Genomic DNA, 19,099 nt, shown 5'->3' with positions numbered 1-19,099 from the left:
ATAGATTGGATACCACGAATTTCTTTGTATGTAACTTGCAATATTTCCTGCTTTCGGAATCTTTTCTTTTATTCTGCTTAAACACTCCTGATTGTCTGGAAGCATTGGTAACAATTCTCTCGGTGCTCACGAGCACCGGAAAAAAGAAAAAGCAGCAATGAGCTTTTACGATCATTGCTGCAAAAAATGCACGTTCCCAGGGGGAATCGAACCCTCAACTAGTGCTTAGGAGAGCTCCAACCTATTGTCACTCTCTGTCAATCTGAGGTAAGGTAAACCCATATGGGACACTATTAAAAACTGTTTCCTATTCAATTTGAGTTATTCTGAATACCCCCTCTGTCAAGCTCTGTAAAGCTCTGAAAGTTAGCTGATTGTTTGCTCCAGCTAATAATTGGGGAATGCCTTGATATTACCATCGACATCTGTTATATGACCACCATACGTCCAGGTTTCAGCAGCATATCCAAAATCAATTGGCTTCTGGCAGGCAATGTTAATGATCCAGGCTTTTTCTTCGTCTGTAATTTCAGCATTCCTGCCACGACCAGGGGCATCAGAGAGTGCATTTTCAATGCCGCCTTCTTTAAATTTTTTTAGGCAAAGCATGACGCTACAGCGGTTGAGCCCCACTTTATCGGCAATCGCATCTATTGATACGGAATCCGCACGTAATAATAGAATTCGCGCTCTTGCAACTGTTTGAGCCTGAATTGTTCTGGCACGAGTTTGAATTTCCAGATATTCTCTTTCTTCATTGCTAAGTTCAATTGATGATGCTCTTTTGCCCATGTAAATGCCCTCCAAAATCTTTATAAGGACATTGTCGCACAGATTTTTAATATAGTCGAGCTATTACTAGTATGGACAAAGATTATCAAAATATAAGACAAAGAACAGGCAAATTATTTCCCTTGTATTGCCTGCTCTTTGTCTTTTTCTAAATTTTATAACTGCAATTTCCTGTTTCCAACACCTCTATCACATTTTGTGCCGCCATCAAACTCATCTTGCTGCTGGCTTCTTTGGTTGCCGCTCCGGCATGCGGAGTAATAATACAATTCTGAAGCGTACACAGCGGACTATCATACGGCGGTTCCTGCACAGTTGCATCTAAACCTGCCCCTCTGATTTCTCCATTCTTTAATGCAGTATAAAGAGCCATTTCATCCACTATGCCACCTCTGGCTGTGTTGATCAGAATTGCATCTTTTTTCATCATCTGGAACTCTCTTGCCCCAAACATATTTTTTGTTTCTTCTGTTAAAGGAGAGTGTATCGTAATAAAATCAGACTCCTGAATCAGGGTATCCAGATCAACATACTTTGCTCCAAACTCTTTCGAAAAAAGATCATCCTGATATTTATCGTAACACAGGATTTGCATATTAAAACCTTTGCATCGTCTTGCTACTCCTTTCCCGATCCGCCCAGTCCCAATCACACCCAGAGTCTTTTCCCACATTTCGACACCGGAGGGTCTCACTCCATTTTTCCCTTTTATACTATTATCCATTATGGTAATATTACGTGCACAATTTAGCATCAGAGCCACTGCCATATCTGCTACTGAATCACCATTGGCACCAGGTGTTATTGTTACAATAATATTTTTTTCTTCTGCTGCCTGCACATCAACTTTATCGTATCCCACTCCATACCTGGATAGAACCTTAAGCTGCCCTGCCTTTTCTAATAAACTGCGATCATAGTTTTCTAAACCTGCAATTATTGCATCGGCAGTCCCGATCTCCTGTGCAAGCTGCTCCGTAATCGGCCCATCTGCTGCTTCCAGTTTTTTTATTTCACAATTATGCGCTTCCAATAGCTCCTTTGCTTTCGAATCCACACTGCCAAAAGAACGAGCCGTTACCAGAACCCTGTATTTTCCCATAGGTATCCCTCCTTACAAATCCTTTACAAGTTCGACTGCCTCCATCGTTGCCTTTTTTATCTCGTCAAACTTGCCTTCCCGGATCAATGAATCTTTTACCATCCAACTGCCACCGCATGCTATAATTCTGGGATCTGCCAGATACTCACGGATGTTGCCGGCATTAATACCTCCTGTCGGCATAAAACGCATCTGGGGAAATGGTCCGGATAATGCCTTAATCGTCGCCAGTCCTCCATATTGTGAAGCAGGGAAAAATTTCGCTACCGACAAACCGTATTCCAGCAAATACATAAGTTCTGTCGGCGTACAGATTCCTGGGAAAACAGGGATTTTATTTTCAATGGCATATTCTGTAACTTTTTGGCTAAAACCGGCTGAAACCAGGAATTTTGCTCCGGCTGACACTGCTTTTTTTGCCTGTTCTACTGTCACAATCGTTCCGGCTCCCACCAACATTTCTGGAAATCTCTCAGTAATTGCCCGAATCGATGCTTCTGCTGCCTCCGTCCGGAATGTGATTTCCGCAATCGGAAGTCCGCCTTGTATCAGTGCATCCGCCAGCGGGACTGCATTATCTGCATTATGAAGTACTACTACCGGAACAATTTTTAATTCTTCAATTTTCTTATTTACATCCATCTCTTCTTCATCCTCCTATTCCCACGCCAAAATCCGTCCTGGATTTTCTCTGAAAATCTTTTGGATTTGTTCTTCTGTAATTCCCTGTTTTCGCATTTCCGGAATAAATGTTTTTAAGATATACGCCAATCCAACTCCCTCAGGAGTATAGGTTTTTAATCTTTCTCTTGTGGTATCCAGCGAACATAACAATTGTCTCTCATAGCCACATTCAAATATTCTTTTGATCAATGCTATCTCTTTTTTGTCGCTGTGATATTTAAAACGTCCAATCGTATCAAATTCCAGCGCCGCTCCCGTTTCCAAAACTTTCCAGAAGCTTTCCTCTGCACACGCGCGATCCATATGACAGAAATAAACCTTTTCCATATTTATTCTTTCTGCCTTAAAAAATGTCAACAACTCATTAAGATCGCTTTCTGCCTCGATATGCACCATCAACGGTGCTCCTGTCTCTTTTTGTGCCCTCACTGCTGCCTTGAATAACACCGTGTATTGTCCCTGTAAATTACACTTATCTAAAGCAGTTTTAATGATCCCGGCTTTTCCTTTTTGCTGTTTTTCGAAAAATTTCAGGTCTGTATCGGTATACATTCCTTCTGTTAATTCCTTACAATAGAATTCGCACAATTTACGTTCTTCAACTGTACGAATCCAATGCTTCTCCGGATAAAACAGAAGCTTATGAAATCCGGTTGATGCCACAATATGCACGCCCGTTTTTCTACTGATTTTTTCCAGTCCTTCTGCGTCCCGACCACAGCCACCCGGCTGCGCTTCTACCAAAGCGCAGCCGCCTGCTTTTTTATAGTCCGTCACTTCCTGTTCCGACCATTCCCTGTTATCCATAAATAAGGCCGGATTGATCTCAAAAGATGTTCCTTTCCGCAGCAGAAGATGTTCATGACATTGTGTAAATCCCAAATCCTTAGATTCTATTTTTCCCAGTACCGTATGTATTTGCCCTTTCATCCGATTCACCGTACTTTATTTTTACCACTTAGGATTCGGCACAATCACAGGTTTCCCCTCCCGCTCCAGAATCAATTTGTGGTATCCCTTTGTCTCAATGGTTCCGTAATCATGGCCTGCATCCGCAGCGAAACAGAAAAACATCACCAACGGCTCTTTTCCTGTATTCACTGAACGATGCGCATATCTTCTCGGAACATACAAGGCCTCTCCCTTTTTTAACGGCATTTCCATGGTATCGCCTTCCGGATTCTCTAAAACCATATATCCGCTTCCATTTAATGTGTAATATACCTCTGCTGTCTCAAGCTGGGTATGAAAATGTCCCTTGGTCATAAAATATTCTTCGCCAACCAGACCCGGATATAAAATGGTAGTGCCGAATCCCAGATCGCCCTTTCTCTCCGGGAATCCCAGCTCATAAAACTCGTAAACCAACGGATCAGAAGTCTCCAGAATCTTCTCTGCCGCCTCCGTATCCAGATACATATTTTTCATCTGCGAGAGATATCTCTTTGTACTTTCCGCTGTCTTTGAAAACCCATTTAACAAATCAAAATCTACTGAAAAACTGCTGTCCCAATTAAAAGAATTCATATTATCCCCCTTATGCGTTCTTTGCCACTTCACTGAGCATCATTACTTTCGATTGCATATCATCGATATGAAATACCTCTGCCACTACCTGCGTCCAACCGTGTATAAAATAAATCCAGCCGTCCTCAATCGTAAGGTTTTTCTCTTTCTCCTGCGCCTTTGCCTGCTCCATAAATACAAGCTCTCCACGATAATTGATCTCCCATACCAAACTGTCTACCGGGAATTGCGCTGCATCCGTCAAAGGTGAACCCGGTGCATCTTTTCCAAGCCCTGTCGCATTTACTATCAGAGAATGCGGTTTTAAATCAGCCAGGATCTTATCATTGTCTCCCATATTGGGCGTATAGAGATATTCTAACTGGATATTTGGATTCAAACCGGTCAGAATTTTCTTTGCGGACTCCAGACGGGGCATGCTTCTATTAGAAATAATAATTTTCTTCGGGATGTCATCGCCGCCCTTCTCCTGACCAAAATACAGGGACATCGCAAGCGCTGCTCCACCTGCTCCCATCAGGAATACTTCGCCATCATACTTCTTCCAAAAATCCTTCGGCACAAAATGCTCCAAAGCCAGACCGCTTGAGATCGGATCTTTGGCATGTCCGCACAGCTTTCCATCCTTCTTCGAGATACTTGATATCTCTCCCAGCTTCTGCGCAAAAGGATCCAGATATTCAAATAAATCTTTGCATGCATTATATAAATCAATCTTATGCGTTGTTACAAGCGCTCCCAGGGAAAGCGGATCATTTTTAATAAATTCTACCGCTTCTCTGTAATCCTCTGCCGGCGAATGCGGTTTAAAATCAATTCCCTGAATTACTGCATCCAGTCCCAGTGCCTCCGCCCATTTCGGAAACACACGCATAATCGATGATTTTCCGGTAGTTACGCCAATAAAATAAATTGTCGGCCTCTCTGCTTTTTTCACATTTAACATTTTAATTTCCTCCTTTTTCTTTTATTTCAATCTCTCATTTAATTCCAGATGTTCATTATCCGGCCCGCGGAACATTACCCATTTCGAACCTTTCTCGAATGTCTGCGGCGCATGCGTATAGCTGCCCTCCTCAAAAGCAATCCCCTTTTTCTCCAACTCCGCTATCACTGCATCGATGTCTTCCACATTCATCGCAATGTGATCAAACCAACCATCTTCCCGTTGAATCGGTTTCGGAAATTGTACCAGTTCAATCACTGAATCTCCGTTTTGAATAAACTTCACCAGAACATCTCCATCGTCGCACTGATTCACAGATTCCCAGATCAGCTTGAAATTTAATTTTTCTGTATAAAACTTCAGCGATCTCTCAATATCATTTACAAACAGACCAATATGCGCAAATCCTTCCATCTTCAATCTTATTTCCTCCTTTTAATAATGATATTACGACGTATTGTTACGACATAGCAAGAAATAAAATAGAGAGTCCTATCATATGATTCATCACTTTAGGACTCTCTTTCCTCTTACTTATCTGTAAATACCGTGACTTCAAAACTATTTCTGTCACCCCGGTACCTTGCCAATGAAAACTCTATCGGCTGACCAAATACATTTACGCCCACGCTGGAAAAAAACTGTATTGGCTTTCCCTTTTTCATCTCGAGTATTTCCGCATCACTGGCTGTAGCTTCCACTGCTTCCACCAAACGTTTCACACAATATACCCTTGTGGAATCATCCCTTGATAATACCGAATATAATGATTCCTTGGTAAAATCATGTTCCATGACAAAAGAACAACGATCATAGGGAAGATAAGTTTTTAACACCACAATTGGCTCATCGTCAGCATATCTTTTCCGATACAAGAAGACAACTGGATCTTCCGGCCTGATATTCAAATGCTCCGCCACCTCCGGCTTTGCCTTTTCTACTTTAAAATCAAGCACTTCCGTATATGGTGTGCGTCCAGTCCGAACAATCTGATCATTGTATGGTTCCAGCTTCTGAATAAAATCCTGATTAATCTTGGGTTGTGATACGAAAGTCCCTTTACTCTTTACACGATAGAGCCAGCCTTCCTGTACCATTTCTGTAATGGCCTGTCTGACCGTTGTCCTGCTGATACCAAACATGTCACTCAATTCTTTTTCTGTCGGTATCATGCTATCTTTCGGGTATGACCCATTCTTAATCTCAGACATAATCAATTCTTTCAGCTGAAAATACAGTGGAATGGGGGTCGTTTTGTCTAACTTTTTTCCAAGCAGCATATGTCCTCTCTGGTCTTTCCTTTCCTTTTTATGCTTTTATGTAATCATGACAATTATATGTCCGATTGTAGTATCTTTGCATTTTATATTAGCATAATCTGGATATTTGTCAATCAAACCGATCCCTTTTTCCCTTAAGAGTCCTTTTCATGCTTCCATATTTAATTTTGTCAAAATTTCAAATCCAACCGGAGTATTTACCCGTGTAACCCCTGCTTCCAGCATATCCAGAAAACGCTTTGGTTCTGTTACATTACCTGCTCCAATAACCTCAAACCGTCCTGCTGCCAGTTTTACAAACTCACGTACCTGCTCAATCGTTGGTTCCGGAATATCGTAGGGACGGAAGTCTGCAGATACCACCATTGCACTAACTCCGGCCTCAGCTGCCGCATCACATATCTCCTTCATCTGACTGTGGTCAAAGACACTGATTTCTGTCACAATTTTCACCGGGATTCCATCCGCCGCTTCCACCAGCGCCTTCAATTCTTCCCGCATCTCATCCTTATGTCCGCTCAAATACATTCCCACCTGCATGACAATGTAAAATTCGTCAATATGCAGCGGTTCATTCAGCATATCTTTCACTTCCTCTACTTTCTGAGATGTGAAATATGCCCCTGAAGGATACGATAACGCACAATCTACTTTTATCTGATCCTCCTGATTCAAAAGACTGTTTACTACAGGTACCGCAGAGGGACCTACTACAACTGTGTTTCCTCCTGCACGTACAGCCTTTAATACCAGATTTTCAATCTGCTCATCCCCAACTTCATATTGCTGTATATTCGAAAACTCTACTCTTTCCGCGTATTTCATGCCTCAAGTCCTCCATATAACCGTGCCTGACGCTCCATATAGGTATTTGCAATATCCAGAGTACTTGCTGTATGTATTACTTCACAGCCCAACGCTCGATACCTTTCGAACTGCTCCAGTGTACGAATATTTCCCGATGGGTGGATATCAAACCGATTAGGGAAACACCGTTTAATCAATTCTACTTCTTCAAAAGATACTCCTAATTTACATCCCGGATTTACTTTTACCGAATATACGCCTGCTGAATCCAGAGCTTTCAGAACCTCTACTAATTCTGTATCACTTAACAGCGTCGCAGGTATCACAAATGCATTTTTAAAGAATTTTCCATCAAATTCTTTCATAATTTCAGCTGCTTCCATCTCCACATCTTTGTATCTGTGTGAAAATATTGCCTGCCAGTCAAGGCATACACAGGTATCTTCAATTCCTATTTCTAATAAATGCTCCAGATCCTGAAGCTTCTTCTTTAACGTCATTCTCCCAAGCGGATAAGATACTGCTGCATGCAGGCGGATAGAACCTCCGGTAATCTCTTGAATCATTTTTACAAAAACTGGTTCTGTATCAAAAGCAACCGGCTTAAAACCCGTATCAAGCAATCTATATAAAGCTTTTTTTACATCATCCTCTGTCTTTGTCAGTCCCTGCACTCCGAAATGGCAATGCGCTACCAGCGCCGCTCCCTCATTTCGTACGCGTTCTGCTATAATTGGATTCTTTATTTTTGTAAAATCCATATCACTTATCCTCCTGCGCTTCCGCCATATGTTTAAATGAAGGCTGCAGCACATCGTGCAATTCACAGAATACCTTATACATTCTGTCATAAATTGCCCGGTTCTCCGGTCTTGGCTGATAAATTTTCTTTACCTTTAAAAGCTTCTCAGCTCCAGCTTCCAAATCATCCACGAATCCCACTGCTACGGCTGACATCAGCGCCACGCCCAATACGCCGCCCTCATCTGCTTCCAATGTGCAAATCGGCACATTATAAATATCTGCCTTGATCTGATTCCAGGTATCTCCCTTTGCGGCACCGCCAGAATGATATACCATCTGAATCTTTTCTCCATTTGCCTCAAAAATATCAAGCGTACGCTTGAACTCAAATGCTACGCCCTCCAGGAGTGCCCTGACCATATGACCCAGACCTTTATCCAGGGACAGACCGATATAACAACCTCTGGAATCTGCACTTCCCATAGTACGCTCACCCATCAGATAGGGAAGGAAGTATAAGCCTTCTGCACCAGGCGCTACCTGTTCTGCCAGTTCACACAGATATGCATATTCGTCCATTCCTTTTGCATGTGCGGTCTCTGTCTCTTTCTTACCGAGATTATCACGCAGCCAGCGGAACGCACCACCCGCAGAATCAATATTTCCAAATGGTACCCAGCCATCCAGAACATGCCGCAGATTCATAATTCGCTTATCCAGCACCGGTTTCCTGGTATAAGCCTGAATCGTCGCTCCGGTTCCTGTGATATCTACTACACTGCCCAGCTTATGCATACCGGACACATAAAGCATACTCAGCATATCTCCGCCGCCTGTAATAACTGCTGTCTTTGTGCTCAGTCCTGTCTCCTTCGCCGCCTTTTCACTGACGGTTCCAATTACCTCATAAGCTTTTTTAATTTCCGGAAGCTTCTCTTTATCAATCCCAAGAAGGGCAATCAGCTCATCTGACCATGCGTCCTTCTCGCAATCCATAGCAAAAGTACCGGAAGCCTCAGACGGATCAATACATGCCTTTCCGGTCAGCATGAAATTTACGAAATCCTTCGGAGTCAGAAATTTATCTGCAGCTGCGTATACTTCCGGTTCATTATCTTTTAACCAACGAATCTTCACACCGTGCCAGGATGCGATAGGTGCATTCGCGCTCCGGTGATAATCTTCATCCGTCAAATGTTCTGCCAGTTGCTCCGCAATTTTACTCCCGCGTTTATCGCAGTAAAGCTGTATGTCTTTTTCTACTACTGTACCGTCCCATTTTACCGGGACCGCCCCATGCATATGAGCGCAGCAACCAAAAGCCGCTACATCCTCGCCTGATACATCTGCCTCTTTCAGAAGCTTCTGAATACTTTCCGTGATGATCTTCCACCAGGACATGGCGTTCTGTGTGGCCCACATAGGTTTCGGAGTCTCTACATACTGGGGTGTGTTTGTCTTCGCTATCAGATTCATATTCTGATCATACAGCTGAACCTTTATGGACTGTGTACCCACATCTGTTCCGATAACATACTTCATAGTTATATCCCTCCTGTTAAAATTATTTATGATTTTTATTTTTTAACTGATCAATAACTACTGCAATGGTAATCAATATGCCTGTGCTGATTTCCATAACGAAGGCATTGATACCAAACTGAATTCCCACATTGTCGATGAGTGTCATTAAGATAGTTCCGAGCGCTGTTCCAAGAATAGCTCCCTTGGCTCCAGACAGAGAGGCACCGCCGATAACTGACGCGGCAATTGCGTTCATCTCATACCCGGTTCCCGCCGTCGGTACCGCGCTGTTTACTCTGGCTGCCAGCATAATACCCGCGATACCACACAGAAATCCAGAAAATCCATACGTAAGATACGTTACTTTACGGATAGAAATTCCACACAGCTTCGCTACCTCTGTACCACTTCCCAGAAGATAAATGTTTCTACCAAAAGTAGTATACTTTAAAATAAGAAATCCCACAATAACAATCACCAGCCATAGCCATGCCAGATATGGAATTTTCAGAAATGAGCCTACGCCCAGATAAGTATAGCCACTGTCCAGTCCGGCAATCGTTCCGGCATTACTGATAACCTTAATCAGGCCACGAATAATGGTCATGCTGCCCAGTGTGGCAATAAACGGCGGAACATTCAGTTCATGGATGATCACCGCATTATACAGACCGCAAACAATTCCAATTACCACAGCCAACAACAGTGAGCTTCCCACAGACATTCCCCAACGCGCCTGTCCCATCGCTACCATCAAAGTGCTCATTCCTACAATAGATCCACAGCTTAAGTCTATTCCTCCGGTAATGATAATAAAGGTTGCTGATACTGCGATAACCCCATTAATAGAACCCTGTTTTAAAATATTCATCAGGTTGTATTCTGTAAAAAAGTTAGCGGTTCCAAATGTTGCGATTAAAAAGAGAGCCAGAATAATGATAATCAATGAGAATTCTGTTCTCCGAAAAATACTGTTTTCCTGTTTTTTATTCTTCATTTGCTATCCCTCACTCCCTTATTCTACTGCAGACGCCAGCTTTAACATGGTCTCTTCTGTTACCATTTTCAGTTCTTCTTTATTTAGCACTCCGGTGATTCGTCCCTCAGACATGACAATGCAACGATCAGATAATCCCATAACTTCCGGTAAATAAGAAGAAATTAGAATAATTCCTTTTCCTCTTCTTACTAATTCTTCTATAATTTTATAAATTTCCTGTTTTGCCCCCACGTCCACGCCAACGGTCGGCTCATCGAAAATCAAGATGTCCGGATCGCTGCACAGGATTTTGGAAATAACAACCTTCTGCTGGTTACCACCGGATAAATTTTCTACTTTCTGGTCAATATCCGGTGTTTTAATATTTGTCATTTCTCTGAATTTCTCTGCCCGTTTTCTTTCATCTTTCAGGCTGATAACTCCCAGTTTACTAATTGTTCCATAAGAACTGGAATTGATATTTGTCTTTATACTCAGCGGTAGAGCTACGCCATCCTGGCGTCTGTCCTCCGTCAAAAATCCGATCCCATTGTCAATTGCGTCTTTTGGACATGTAATATGTACTTTTTTTCCATCAATATAGATTTCTCCGGCTTCCAGCTTTTCCAATCCGAATAAAGCTCGCATGATCTCAGTTCGTCCTGCTCCTACCAGTCCGGAAAAGCCAAGAATCTCTCCTGCCCGAAGCTCAAAACTAATCTGTTCAAAATACTTTTTATGTGTCAGATTTTCTACATGCAGCAATTCTTTTCCAGGCTTACCATGTTCGATATTATAAATATCCCCTATTTCTCTTCCTACCATCATAGAAACCAACATGTCCTTATTTACATCAGCTACATTTTTGGTATCTACGTAAACTCCATCCTTCAACACGGATACGGTATCACATATTTCCGTAATTTCTTCCAACCGGTGCGATATATAAATAATGCTAACGCCCTGTTCCTTTAATTCTCTGATATAACGGAATAAAATTTCCACCTTATCATTTTCCAGAAGCGCCGTCGGTTCATCAAAAATCACCAGTCGAATCGTATCGTTTACAGAGATTTTGCTAATTGTTACCATTTCCTGCATAGCCACTGTCAAATCACTGATTTTTGCCCGTGGATCGATATCAATACCAAATTTATCAACTACTTTTTTACTGTCTTCATACACTTTTTTCCAATCCACAATTCCCAACTTTGTCTTTGGCAATCTTCCAAGGAAATAGTTTTCCGCAATACTCAGTTCACTTGCAATGTTAACATGCTGATAATTTGCAAACATGCCCAGGCTCATGCTTTCCACGGCATTTTTCGGTGTTTTCCATTCCCCATTACAATTGATACTGATTCTGCCTTCATCTGGTGTTTCCACTCCCATAATACATTTGATCAGAGTAGATTTTCCCGCCCCATTTTCCCCCAAAAATGCTCGGATTTCACCTTTTCTGATACTCATGCTGACATCATTTAATGCCTTTACGCCCGGATAGCTTTTACTGATATGCTCTATCTTCAGAATCGTATCTTCCATATTTTAATCCACCACCCTCTCCTGGTGTAACTCAGACCATGTTTTCTACTTCACATGGTCTGAGTTCTGTTTTTTCTATTTTGCAAGAATTTTGGGATTCAGAAGGGCTTTACTTTCTTCTGTATCCATATTCTCGGCAGTTACAACCTGCGATGTACAGTCAATGTGTTTCTCCGTTTCCGGATTCTTTCCTGTTTCCAGATAAGTAAATGCATTTACCGCTGCATTGTAACCCTGTTCATACGGTGTCTGAACAATGATTGCATATAAATTGCCTTTCTCAAGCGCTTCGATTTCAAGACTGTCAGAATCTACTCCAATACCTACAATCTTATCTCCCAGTTCCGCGCTTCCAATTCCCAGTGCAATACCATCACCGGAAACATTATTTCCACCATATAAGCCAATCAGCTCATCACCATATGTAGAAATCTGTGTCTCTACATTTCCCTGTGCATTGTTCACATCATTTTCATTATAAAGGGTATCCAGACATTCGATTCCCGGCGCATGCTCTGCCATGTATGCTTTAAAACCGTTCATGCGCTCTTCCAGGGTTTCTACTACTACGGACATGTGCATTCCAACTTTGCCCTTCGGTTCAATTCCTCTTTCCTCAAAAGCTTTCAGCATAGCTTCTGCTGCCGTCTGTCCAATTACGGTGTTATTACAGTAATAATGTACGCCATAATAATCGCCATACTTATTGGAGTCTCCGCCCTCTAGTCCCATGCTTACAAAATTTACATAAATTCCTGCATTCTGCGCTTCTTGTGTTTTGGGAACTGTTCCATCTGGCGCCAGCGTAGCAGTAATAATTGCATCTGGTTTTGAAGCTATAACACTTTCAAAAGCCTTAATATATGCATCTGTCTCAGATTCAGAAGCCGGCCCACTGACTGTAAAATTAATTTTTACACCTTTTTCTTTCTCCAAATCTAAAACTGCATTTCGAATACCGGTTTCTGCATACTGCCAATACTCAGACTCTGTAGACGGTGACAGGTATACGAAATCATACTCTTTTCCGTTTCCTGTATTTTCCGTTGTCTCTGCTACATCCGTTGTCGGGGAGTCTGCTTTGCTTCCGCACCCTGCAATACCTACTGCCATAACAGCTGCCACAAGAATTGATAATACCTTTCTTCCTTTCATTGTTACCTCCTTATTTAATTATATAACAACGTTGCTTTGTTATGACAAAGCATAGCACTAATTCTGATAACTGTCAATGTGGTTTTTAATATTTTGTATAGTTTATATATTTTCTTCTTTCTTTTTTTGTCTATTTTGCCAATCAATATTGATTATAATGAATCCTCTCCTCTTCGTACCTCTCTGTTTCGATTCTTTCTTCTGCTGGGTATCCTATAGAAATAATTGCAAAAGGTTTCGTATGCTCCGGCAAATGAAGTACTTCCGATACTTTATCCATTCTTTCCTTTTTTGGAGCAATTCCCATCCATACTCCGCCCAAGCCCAGTTCCACAGCCTCAATCAGGATATTTTCCGTTGTCGCCGCCAGATCCTGTTCAAAATATGCCGGTGACTTCATTCGTTTTTCATTCGCTACAGGTATGATAGCCAGAGGAGCCTCTGCCGCCGGACCAGCATAAGGACTACATTCCGAAAGTGCCTTCAATATCTCCTTATCCGTAACAACAACAAACTCCCATTCTCTCTGATTCCTTGCTGTCGGAGAGGACATAGCTGCCTTTAAAAGCTCATGAACCTTTTGCTCTTCCACTGCCCTTTTCTGATATTTGCGAATGCTTCTCCGTACCATTATACTATTCATATCATCCACCCTCTTCTGTCTTTTTTAAATATAACAGCCGGATCACACTGGATCCGGCTGCTGCAATCTTATTCTCTATTATCTCTTAATCTGTCCGTAGTACGCATTTGCTCCATGCTTTCTCAGGAAATGCTTATCCTGGATAACCTGCGGAGCCGGCTGTACTCTCGCGTTCAGAATCTCGGTACGGCATGCCATCTTGGCAACCTCCTCAAGAACGACTGCGTTGTGTACGGCATTGGCTGCGTCTGTTCCCCAGGTAAACGGTCCGTGGTTGGTGCACAGAACGCCCGGTACATGCATCGGATCGATGCCTCTGTTGTTGAAGGTTTCAACGATTACAAGACCTGTATTCTTCTCATACTCGCCGTTGATTTCCTCTGCGGTCAGGCTTCTGGCGCAGGGAATCTCACCGTAGAAGTAATCTGCGTGTGTGGTTCCGTAGCAGGGAATGCTGCGGCCTGCCTGTGCCCAGGAGGTAGCCCACGGAGAATGGGTATGTACTATGCCGCCAATCTTCGGGAACGCCTTATACAGCTCCAGATGGGTCGGTGTATCGGAAGACGGATTGTAATCACCCTCCACCTTATTGCCCTCAAGGTCGATAACCACCATATCCTCCTTGCCCAGGTACCAGAACTCCGTTACAAAACGGCGCACACCGATCTTCCATGCGGTGTCAATCATCGCCGGGAAATCAACCTGTCCCTCTCCGTACATCATGTCGCGGAATTTGCCCGGAACAGTCTCCTTTAAATGCATGGCAACCACATGGCCATCACAGCTTCGAAGGTCTGCAAGCACATCGGTTCCATAAGTAATTGCCGCATTATTGATATTACCACAGTCGGGATACACATTCAAGTAAGTAGAGTTGATCTCATCCACATATTTCATGGATTTTTCGCAGGTGTTCATAAATTCATTTTCCATGGTCTCAAATCCCATGAGCACGCCTGCTCTGGCTGCCATACGAACTGCTTTTTTGAGATTCCGTCCGAAACGCTCTACGGTCTCCGGCGTGGACTCGTCATAATATACGTCATAGCCTGCCAGCTGGATAATGCGGACGCCCAGATCGTCTGCCAGCTGAATAGCCTTCTCCATAATCTCCAGGCTTCTTGCCTCTGTAGCCGGATCGCCGCTTCCCAGCGGGTACTTCCGGTGTCCGGACAGACACATGCTGCGGATGGGCAGTCCCACCTCGTACATGGTCTTTACCAGCTTCACCTGGTTGTCCTCGTTGATATCGCTTAAATCCGCCGGAAGCTCGCCTACCCAGATCTTACCTGGCATACTCCAGTCATCCTTAAACTCATGACCGGACTTCAGCGCGCAGGCAACGATGTAGTATTTCATCCTTTAATTAACTCGACTTTTTGACAGGCAGTGTAACCTGTGCCACATTCTTCCCTGCCAGTATAGTCAATCCTGCAATGTTCTGTATAAAAGTGGCGATTGTATCAAAGAATACCACGCAATCAGAAATAAATATTTTTGACCGTATCATCTGAAAAAGAGTAGTTGATACGGAATACCATATCAGCAGAAACATCAATGCTTCATATATAGCTGTTTTTGCTTTATATCTGCCTGCCAGTTTTTCTCTCTGTGTATCATACCTTTCCTTAGCTTTCAGATAAGCTGTCTGTTTACAATTCCCGCACTTTTGATAGAGCACCGGCTTTTCAACCGGTATCTCTACTTTTTTCTGATGGGAGAGTGCATAATCCCGTTCCTGTTCTGCCTGTCTCTGCTTGGATCATAGGAATAAATACTTTTTCCTTCCACGCTGACTTCCGCAGCTCTGACTGACATCGGAATTTCCGAACCAAATACCTTGATGGATGCAGAATATGTATCGTACACCATCAATGAAATATCCCTTGCATAATTTGTCCTGTAATCTACCATTGTCAACAAAATTCCCTTTACCTTGAGCTTTGGATTCAGCTGTTTTTTCACCCTGCCAATAGTCTTGATCAGCTGTTGTAACCCTTTGACTGGAAGATAAGCCGCCTGTACCGGAATCAGCACTGAATCTGCACATGCTAATGCGTTGATTGTCATCATTCCCAGCGACGGCATACAGTCTATAAGGATGAAATCATAAAACTCTCGCAGCTTATCAACCAGTGATCTGAGAATCAGTTCCCTGCTCATAGCATTTACCAAAGATACCTCGATAGCTGATAATTCAATGTTGGCTGGGATCAGATCCACACCCTCTCCGTGATGCAGGATTGTTTTTTCCATATTCAGTTTTTCATCATTCACAACATTCAGCATCAATGTAGCCAGTGAATACTCCATCTCATCCGGTTCCTCATATCCTAAGCTGATAGTAAGGCTGCCCTGTGGATCAGCATCGATCAGCAACCCCTTTTTCCCTTCCTGTGCCAGCCCTATTCCAAGATTCACACATGATACCGTTTTACCAACTCCACCTTTTTGATTAGATACTGCAATTACTCTACACATATGTTTTTCCTCCCGTTATTCAAATGTCATATTGATTTTTAATAGTGTCAGTATTTCTCTTTTCATCTGTTCAGCAGTGTAATAGGATGGGAAATACCTGTATAACTGCTCATTTTTAAAAACCACCCGGTCAATGTCTTTCTGCTTGATCTCACTTAAAAGCTCCTCTATCTTTTCCTTACTAAAGACCCCGTTTTCCTGTAATTTTTTGATTCTGATTGCCTGGGACAGATTAGGAGTTCCCAATGTACTTTCCATTGCATCCAGTACAGTCTTCTGATTTTTTTCAGTTAATGATGCCAGTTCCACAGCTATCGTAAATCCCATTGTTTCGTCATCCACTTTTTCAAGCAGCTCTGGAATCAGTTTGGTAAGTTTTAAATATCTCTGTACCTGCTTGGGACTGTCCCCACATCCTTCGCTTATGACCTCCATACTCTTTTTTCCGGTCAGATAGTCAACCTGGCTACATTTTCTTCTGCCGGCCTTTCTCTTGAGCACATCATATTTCATCTTATAAGCAAATGCTTTTTCGCTCGGTGAGATCCACTCCCTCTGTAAATTGGCATCTACCATTGAAATAATGGCATCCTCTTCAAGCATGTATCTAATAATGACCGGAACCTTCGTATATTTCAGTTGCTGTGCTGCATACTTCCTTCTGTGACCTGAAATGATTTCATAAAATCCTTCCGGCCTCGGTCTCACAATCAGAGGATTAAGAATCCCATATTTCTTGATGGATTCCTGTAACTCTTTCATCTGACTGTCTGCCTGTACCTTGAATGGATGATTTTTAAAGTCCCTGAGCCGTTCAATCTCTATCTCAACGACTTTCTCATCTGGATCTCTTTGATCTTCTTTTCGTACTTCCATGTAATCCTCCTTTTCTTCTGGACGAAAAAATGCCCAGACTAGACTTGTTACATCTAATCTGAGCATCTATCTTTCTCAGGTCTGAATCGTACAGACAAGAAAACCAAATTTGCATCCATTGACAACCCTTTTTCTTCCCTACACCATATGCCACACATCCGGGTGGAAAATCATAATTTTCAAATGGGTGGCAAAATCTTATTTTGGGTGGATGAAATCCTTCTGTTTTTTCAATTCCGGGTGGAAATTTCCACCCAAGATACAAAAAAAGCAGCAATGACTTTTTCAATCATTACTGCTTAAAATGAGCGTCTCCTATAGGAATCGAACCTACAATAGAGTCTTAGGAGGACCCCGTTATATCCATTTAACTAAGGAGACAAATGCCGTATTTCCGGGCTTTTTCGACCCTTTGGCTCCGGCTGCCATCATTTATAACTCTAACACTTTCGTGATGAATTATCTCTTTCTTATCTCTTCTGATTTTTCAGATTTCGCTTCCTTAAGTGACCCTCAAACGCTACCCTTTTTCTTGAAAAGGGTTCCGCCATGGTTCTACCTTAGGAGGCGAGTGCTCTATCCAGCTAAGCTATGACGACACATGCCGCAAACCCTTGATTTTACTGGGTTTCTGGGATTTTTCCCTTCGGCCATATATAAGATTATCAACTCTTTTTCGAGTTGTCAATCTACAGATTTTTTCGATTTGGTAACATTAGAACGTTCCCCAATTTGGGGAATGCTTTGTTGTCACCTTTGGCATTTTTCAGAATAGATTCGAACTGAAAGTTGTTTTTCATTTTTTCCCTTTGGGGAATGCCTCGGCTTTCTCTTAGGAGGCGCTTGTTATATCCATTTAACTATGGGAACAAATGCCGTATTTTCGGGCTTTTTCAGCCTCTTCGGTTACGGTGACCTTCTTTATGAACTCAATCACTTTCGTGATGAATCATCTGATTTCTTATTTCGACATTTCTATATGCCATTGTTCAAATCGGACTCTTTGTTACCACCTTTTTAAGTTCCACGGCTTTAATTATGGTTACTTCTTAGGAGGACCCCGTTATATCCATTTAACTAAGGAGACAAATACATGGCTCCTTATTCAGAAGCCATGTTTTATCTTACCATTTTTCTTCAAAATGCACAAGTCCCTGGAGCCAGATTATTCCGCGGAATCGTCTTCCCCTCTCTGGTACTCCCAACAGATCCTGCTCATTGATGCAGACATCCAAAACGATGCTGTTTGACTCAATGGTCATCACATAAATCTTTTCTCCGGTCTTATTATTCTCCCGAAGTTCCACATCAAGAATATCTCCCATGATGTTGTAATGATCGCATTCCACACCACATGGCATAAAGTGCGTCGTTACGATGGAAAATACATCCTCATCTGCAATTCTTCTGGAAATCATGGAATAGGTATCCATATCTTCCAGTGTCAGATTTTCGATAGCATCTTCATCTCCATCCCGGGCTGCCTGAATCATCTTGGATCGTTCCTGACTGGATTTAATCTCCGACACAACCGGTGTTTTCTGATAAACAGGCATGAGAATCTTTCCTTCGACCGATAATCCTGACAATATCACAGAAGCAGAAAAAGAATCTGATCTTCCATATCTTTGCTTATTTAAATACTCTGACACATTCTGCAGATAAAATATCAGTGTTACTCCAAGATTCATATCATCGCAAACGCCGCAGTAAGCTTCTTTTTCAGCGAGTCTTTCGAAATTCATATCTTCATAGAATCGTTCCGCTTTTCCTGAAAAATACGGGATGCAATAATCCATATGATATTGATCCTGCTCATCATAGACACCTCTGGTCAAAAGTCCCATCTGGTCAGCAAATGCTTTCTTGCGTTCAGCAAATTCTTCTCCATCTGCAGTTACCGTTGTTTCTTCGGACTGATAGAATTCTGCGGCAAACTGAGCCAGAGTGTCATACTCTTCTCTTTTGTGAACCTTGCTGAAACCAACTGCCCTTAGATACCGATGCAAGAGAT

At 42.4% G+C, this 19,099-nt stretch carries 20 protein-coding genes and 1 tRNA gene; all 21 read right to left on the bottom strand.

Annotation, left to right across the window (positions count from 1 at the left end):
* Positions 1 to 387 precede the first annotated feature (387 nt).
* On the bottom strand, positions 388 to 792 hold the full coding sequence (locus ACZMB2_RS11555; protein WP_487596872.1) for a helix-turn-helix domain-containing protein: 405 nt from the start codon (positions 790 to 792) through the stop codon (positions 388 to 390).
* 148 nt (positions 793 to 940) lie between these two features.
* Positions 941 to 1,894 carry a phosphoglycerate dehydrogenase gene (locus ACZMB2_RS11550; protein WP_487596871.1) on the bottom strand — a complete coding sequence of 318 codons (954 nt, stop codon included), beginning with the start codon at positions 1,892 to 1,894 and terminating at the stop codon, positions 941 to 943.
* A 12-nt stretch (positions 1,895 to 1,906) separates the two neighbouring features.
* Positions 1,907 to 2,536 carry a bifunctional 4-hydroxy-2-oxoglutarate aldolase/2-dehydro-3-deoxy-phosphogluconate aldolase gene (gene eda / locus ACZMB2_RS11545; protein ID WP_441018558.1) on the bottom strand — a complete coding sequence of 210 codons (630 nt, stop codon included), beginning with the start codon at positions 2,534 to 2,536 and terminating at the stop codon, positions 1,907 to 1,909.
* Between the two features lie 15 nt (positions 2,537 to 2,551).
* A complete protein-coding gene (locus ACZMB2_RS11540) occupies positions 2,552 to 3,508 on the bottom strand; it encodes a phosphotriesterase family protein (RefSeq protein ID WP_441018556.1) in 957 nt (318 codons plus the stop codon).
* 21 nt (positions 3,509 to 3,529) lie between these two features.
* A complete protein-coding gene (locus ACZMB2_RS11535) occupies positions 3,530 to 4,105 on the bottom strand; it encodes a glucose-6-phosphate isomerase family protein (protein WP_487596870.1) in 576 nt (191 codons plus the stop codon).
* 10 nt (positions 4,106 to 4,115) lie between these two features.
* The gene (locus ACZMB2_RS11530) at positions 4,116 to 5,051 is read right to left on the bottom strand and encodes a shikimate dehydrogenase family protein (RefSeq protein WP_487596869.1); all 936 of its coding nucleotides are present in this window, start codon (positions 5,049 to 5,051) and stop codon (positions 4,116 to 4,118) included.
* Positions 5,052 to 5,072: 21 nt separating this feature from the next.
* Complete coding sequence (locus ACZMB2_RS11525) at positions 5,073 to 5,465, bottom strand: VOC family protein (protein WP_487596876.1); 393 nt, start codon at positions 5,463 to 5,465, stop codon at positions 5,073 to 5,075.
* 116 nt (positions 5,466 to 5,581) lie between these two features.
* Positions 5,582 to 6,331, bottom strand: a complete 750-nt coding sequence (locus ACZMB2_RS11520) for a GntR family transcriptional regulator (RefSeq protein WP_487596868.1) — start codon at positions 6,329 to 6,331, stop codon at positions 5,582 to 5,584.
* Between the two features lie 147 nt (positions 6,332 to 6,478).
* Positions 6,479 to 7,156, bottom strand: a complete 678-nt coding sequence (locus ACZMB2_RS11515; RefSeq protein ID WP_441018548.1) for a hypothetical protein — start codon at positions 7,154 to 7,156, stop codon at positions 6,479 to 6,481.
* Positions 7,153 to 7,899: a hypothetical protein gene (locus ACZMB2_RS11510; RefSeq protein ID WP_487596867.1), complete on the bottom strand. Its 747-nt coding sequence runs from the start codon at positions 7,897 to 7,899 to the stop codon at positions 7,153 to 7,155. Before ACZMB2_RS11510 ends, ACZMB2_RS11515 begins: the two co-directional genes overlap by 4 nt.
* A 1-nt stretch (position 7,900) precedes the next feature.
* Positions 7,901 to 9,424 (bottom strand): xylulokinase, encoded by a 1,524-nt coding sequence (locus ACZMB2_RS11505; protein ID WP_487596866.1) that lies wholly within the window; start codon positions 9,422 to 9,424, stop codon positions 7,901 to 7,903.
* 22 nt (positions 9,425 to 9,446) lie between these two features.
* Positions 9,447 to 10,403 carry an ABC transporter permease gene (locus ACZMB2_RS11500; protein WP_487596865.1) on the bottom strand — a complete coding sequence of 319 codons (957 nt, stop codon included), beginning with the start codon at positions 10,401 to 10,403 and terminating at the stop codon, positions 9,447 to 9,449.
* A gap of 18 nt (positions 10,404 to 10,421) precedes the next feature.
* Positions 10,422 to 11,930 carry a sugar ABC transporter ATP-binding protein gene (locus ACZMB2_RS11495; RefSeq protein ID WP_487596864.1) on the bottom strand — a complete coding sequence of 503 codons (1,509 nt, stop codon included), beginning with the start codon at positions 11,928 to 11,930 and terminating at the stop codon, positions 10,422 to 10,424.
* 75 nt (positions 11,931 to 12,005) lie between these two features.
* The gene (locus tag ACZMB2_RS11490) at positions 12,006 to 13,085 is read right to left on the bottom strand and encodes a substrate-binding domain-containing protein (protein ID WP_487596863.1); all 1,080 of its coding nucleotides are present in this window, start codon (positions 13,083 to 13,085) and stop codon (positions 12,006 to 12,008) included.
* Positions 13,086 to 13,227: 142 nt separating this feature from the next.
* Positions 13,228 to 13,728: a nitroreductase family protein gene (locus ACZMB2_RS11485; RefSeq protein WP_487596862.1), complete on the bottom strand. Its 501-nt coding sequence runs from the start codon at positions 13,726 to 13,728 to the stop codon at positions 13,228 to 13,230.
* Between the two features lie 78 nt (positions 13,729 to 13,806).
* Positions 13,807 to 15,024, bottom strand: a complete 1,218-nt coding sequence (gene araD, locus ACZMB2_RS11480) for an L-ribulose-5-phosphate 4-epimerase AraD (RefSeq protein WP_487596875.1) — start codon at positions 15,022 to 15,024, stop codon at positions 13,807 to 13,809.
* A gap of 70 nt (positions 15,025 to 15,094) precedes the next feature.
* Entirely contained in the window at positions 15,095 to 15,427 is a 333-nt protein-coding gene (locus tag ACZMB2_RS11475) for a DUF6040 family protein (RefSeq protein WP_487596874.1), read from the bottom strand.
* Between the two features lie 2 nt (positions 15,428 to 15,429).
* Positions 15,430 to 16,209, bottom strand: coding sequence for a ParA family protein (locus ACZMB2_RS11470; protein WP_487596861.1), 780 nt, complete (start codon positions 16,207 to 16,209; stop codon positions 15,430 to 15,432).
* 15 nt (positions 16,210 to 16,224) lie between these two features.
* Positions 16,225 to 17,085, bottom strand: coding sequence for a ParB/RepB/Spo0J family partition protein (locus ACZMB2_RS11465; protein WP_487596860.1), 861 nt, complete (start codon positions 17,083 to 17,085; stop codon positions 16,225 to 16,227).
* Positions 17,086 to 17,394: 309 nt separating this feature from the next.
* Positions 17,395 to 17,466 (bottom strand) — tRNA-Arg (locus tag ACZMB2_RS11460).
* Positions 17,467 to 18,209: 743 nt separating this feature from the next.
* Entirely contained in the window at positions 18,210 to 19,094 is an 885-nt protein-coding gene (locus ACZMB2_RS11455; protein WP_487596859.1) for a DUF3881 family protein, read from the bottom strand.
* Positions 19,095 to 19,099 lie beyond the last annotated feature (5 nt).

This window comes from Hominiventricola sp. (assembly GCF_057604405.1).
This window is presented reverse-complemented; position numbering and strand designations above follow the sequence as displayed.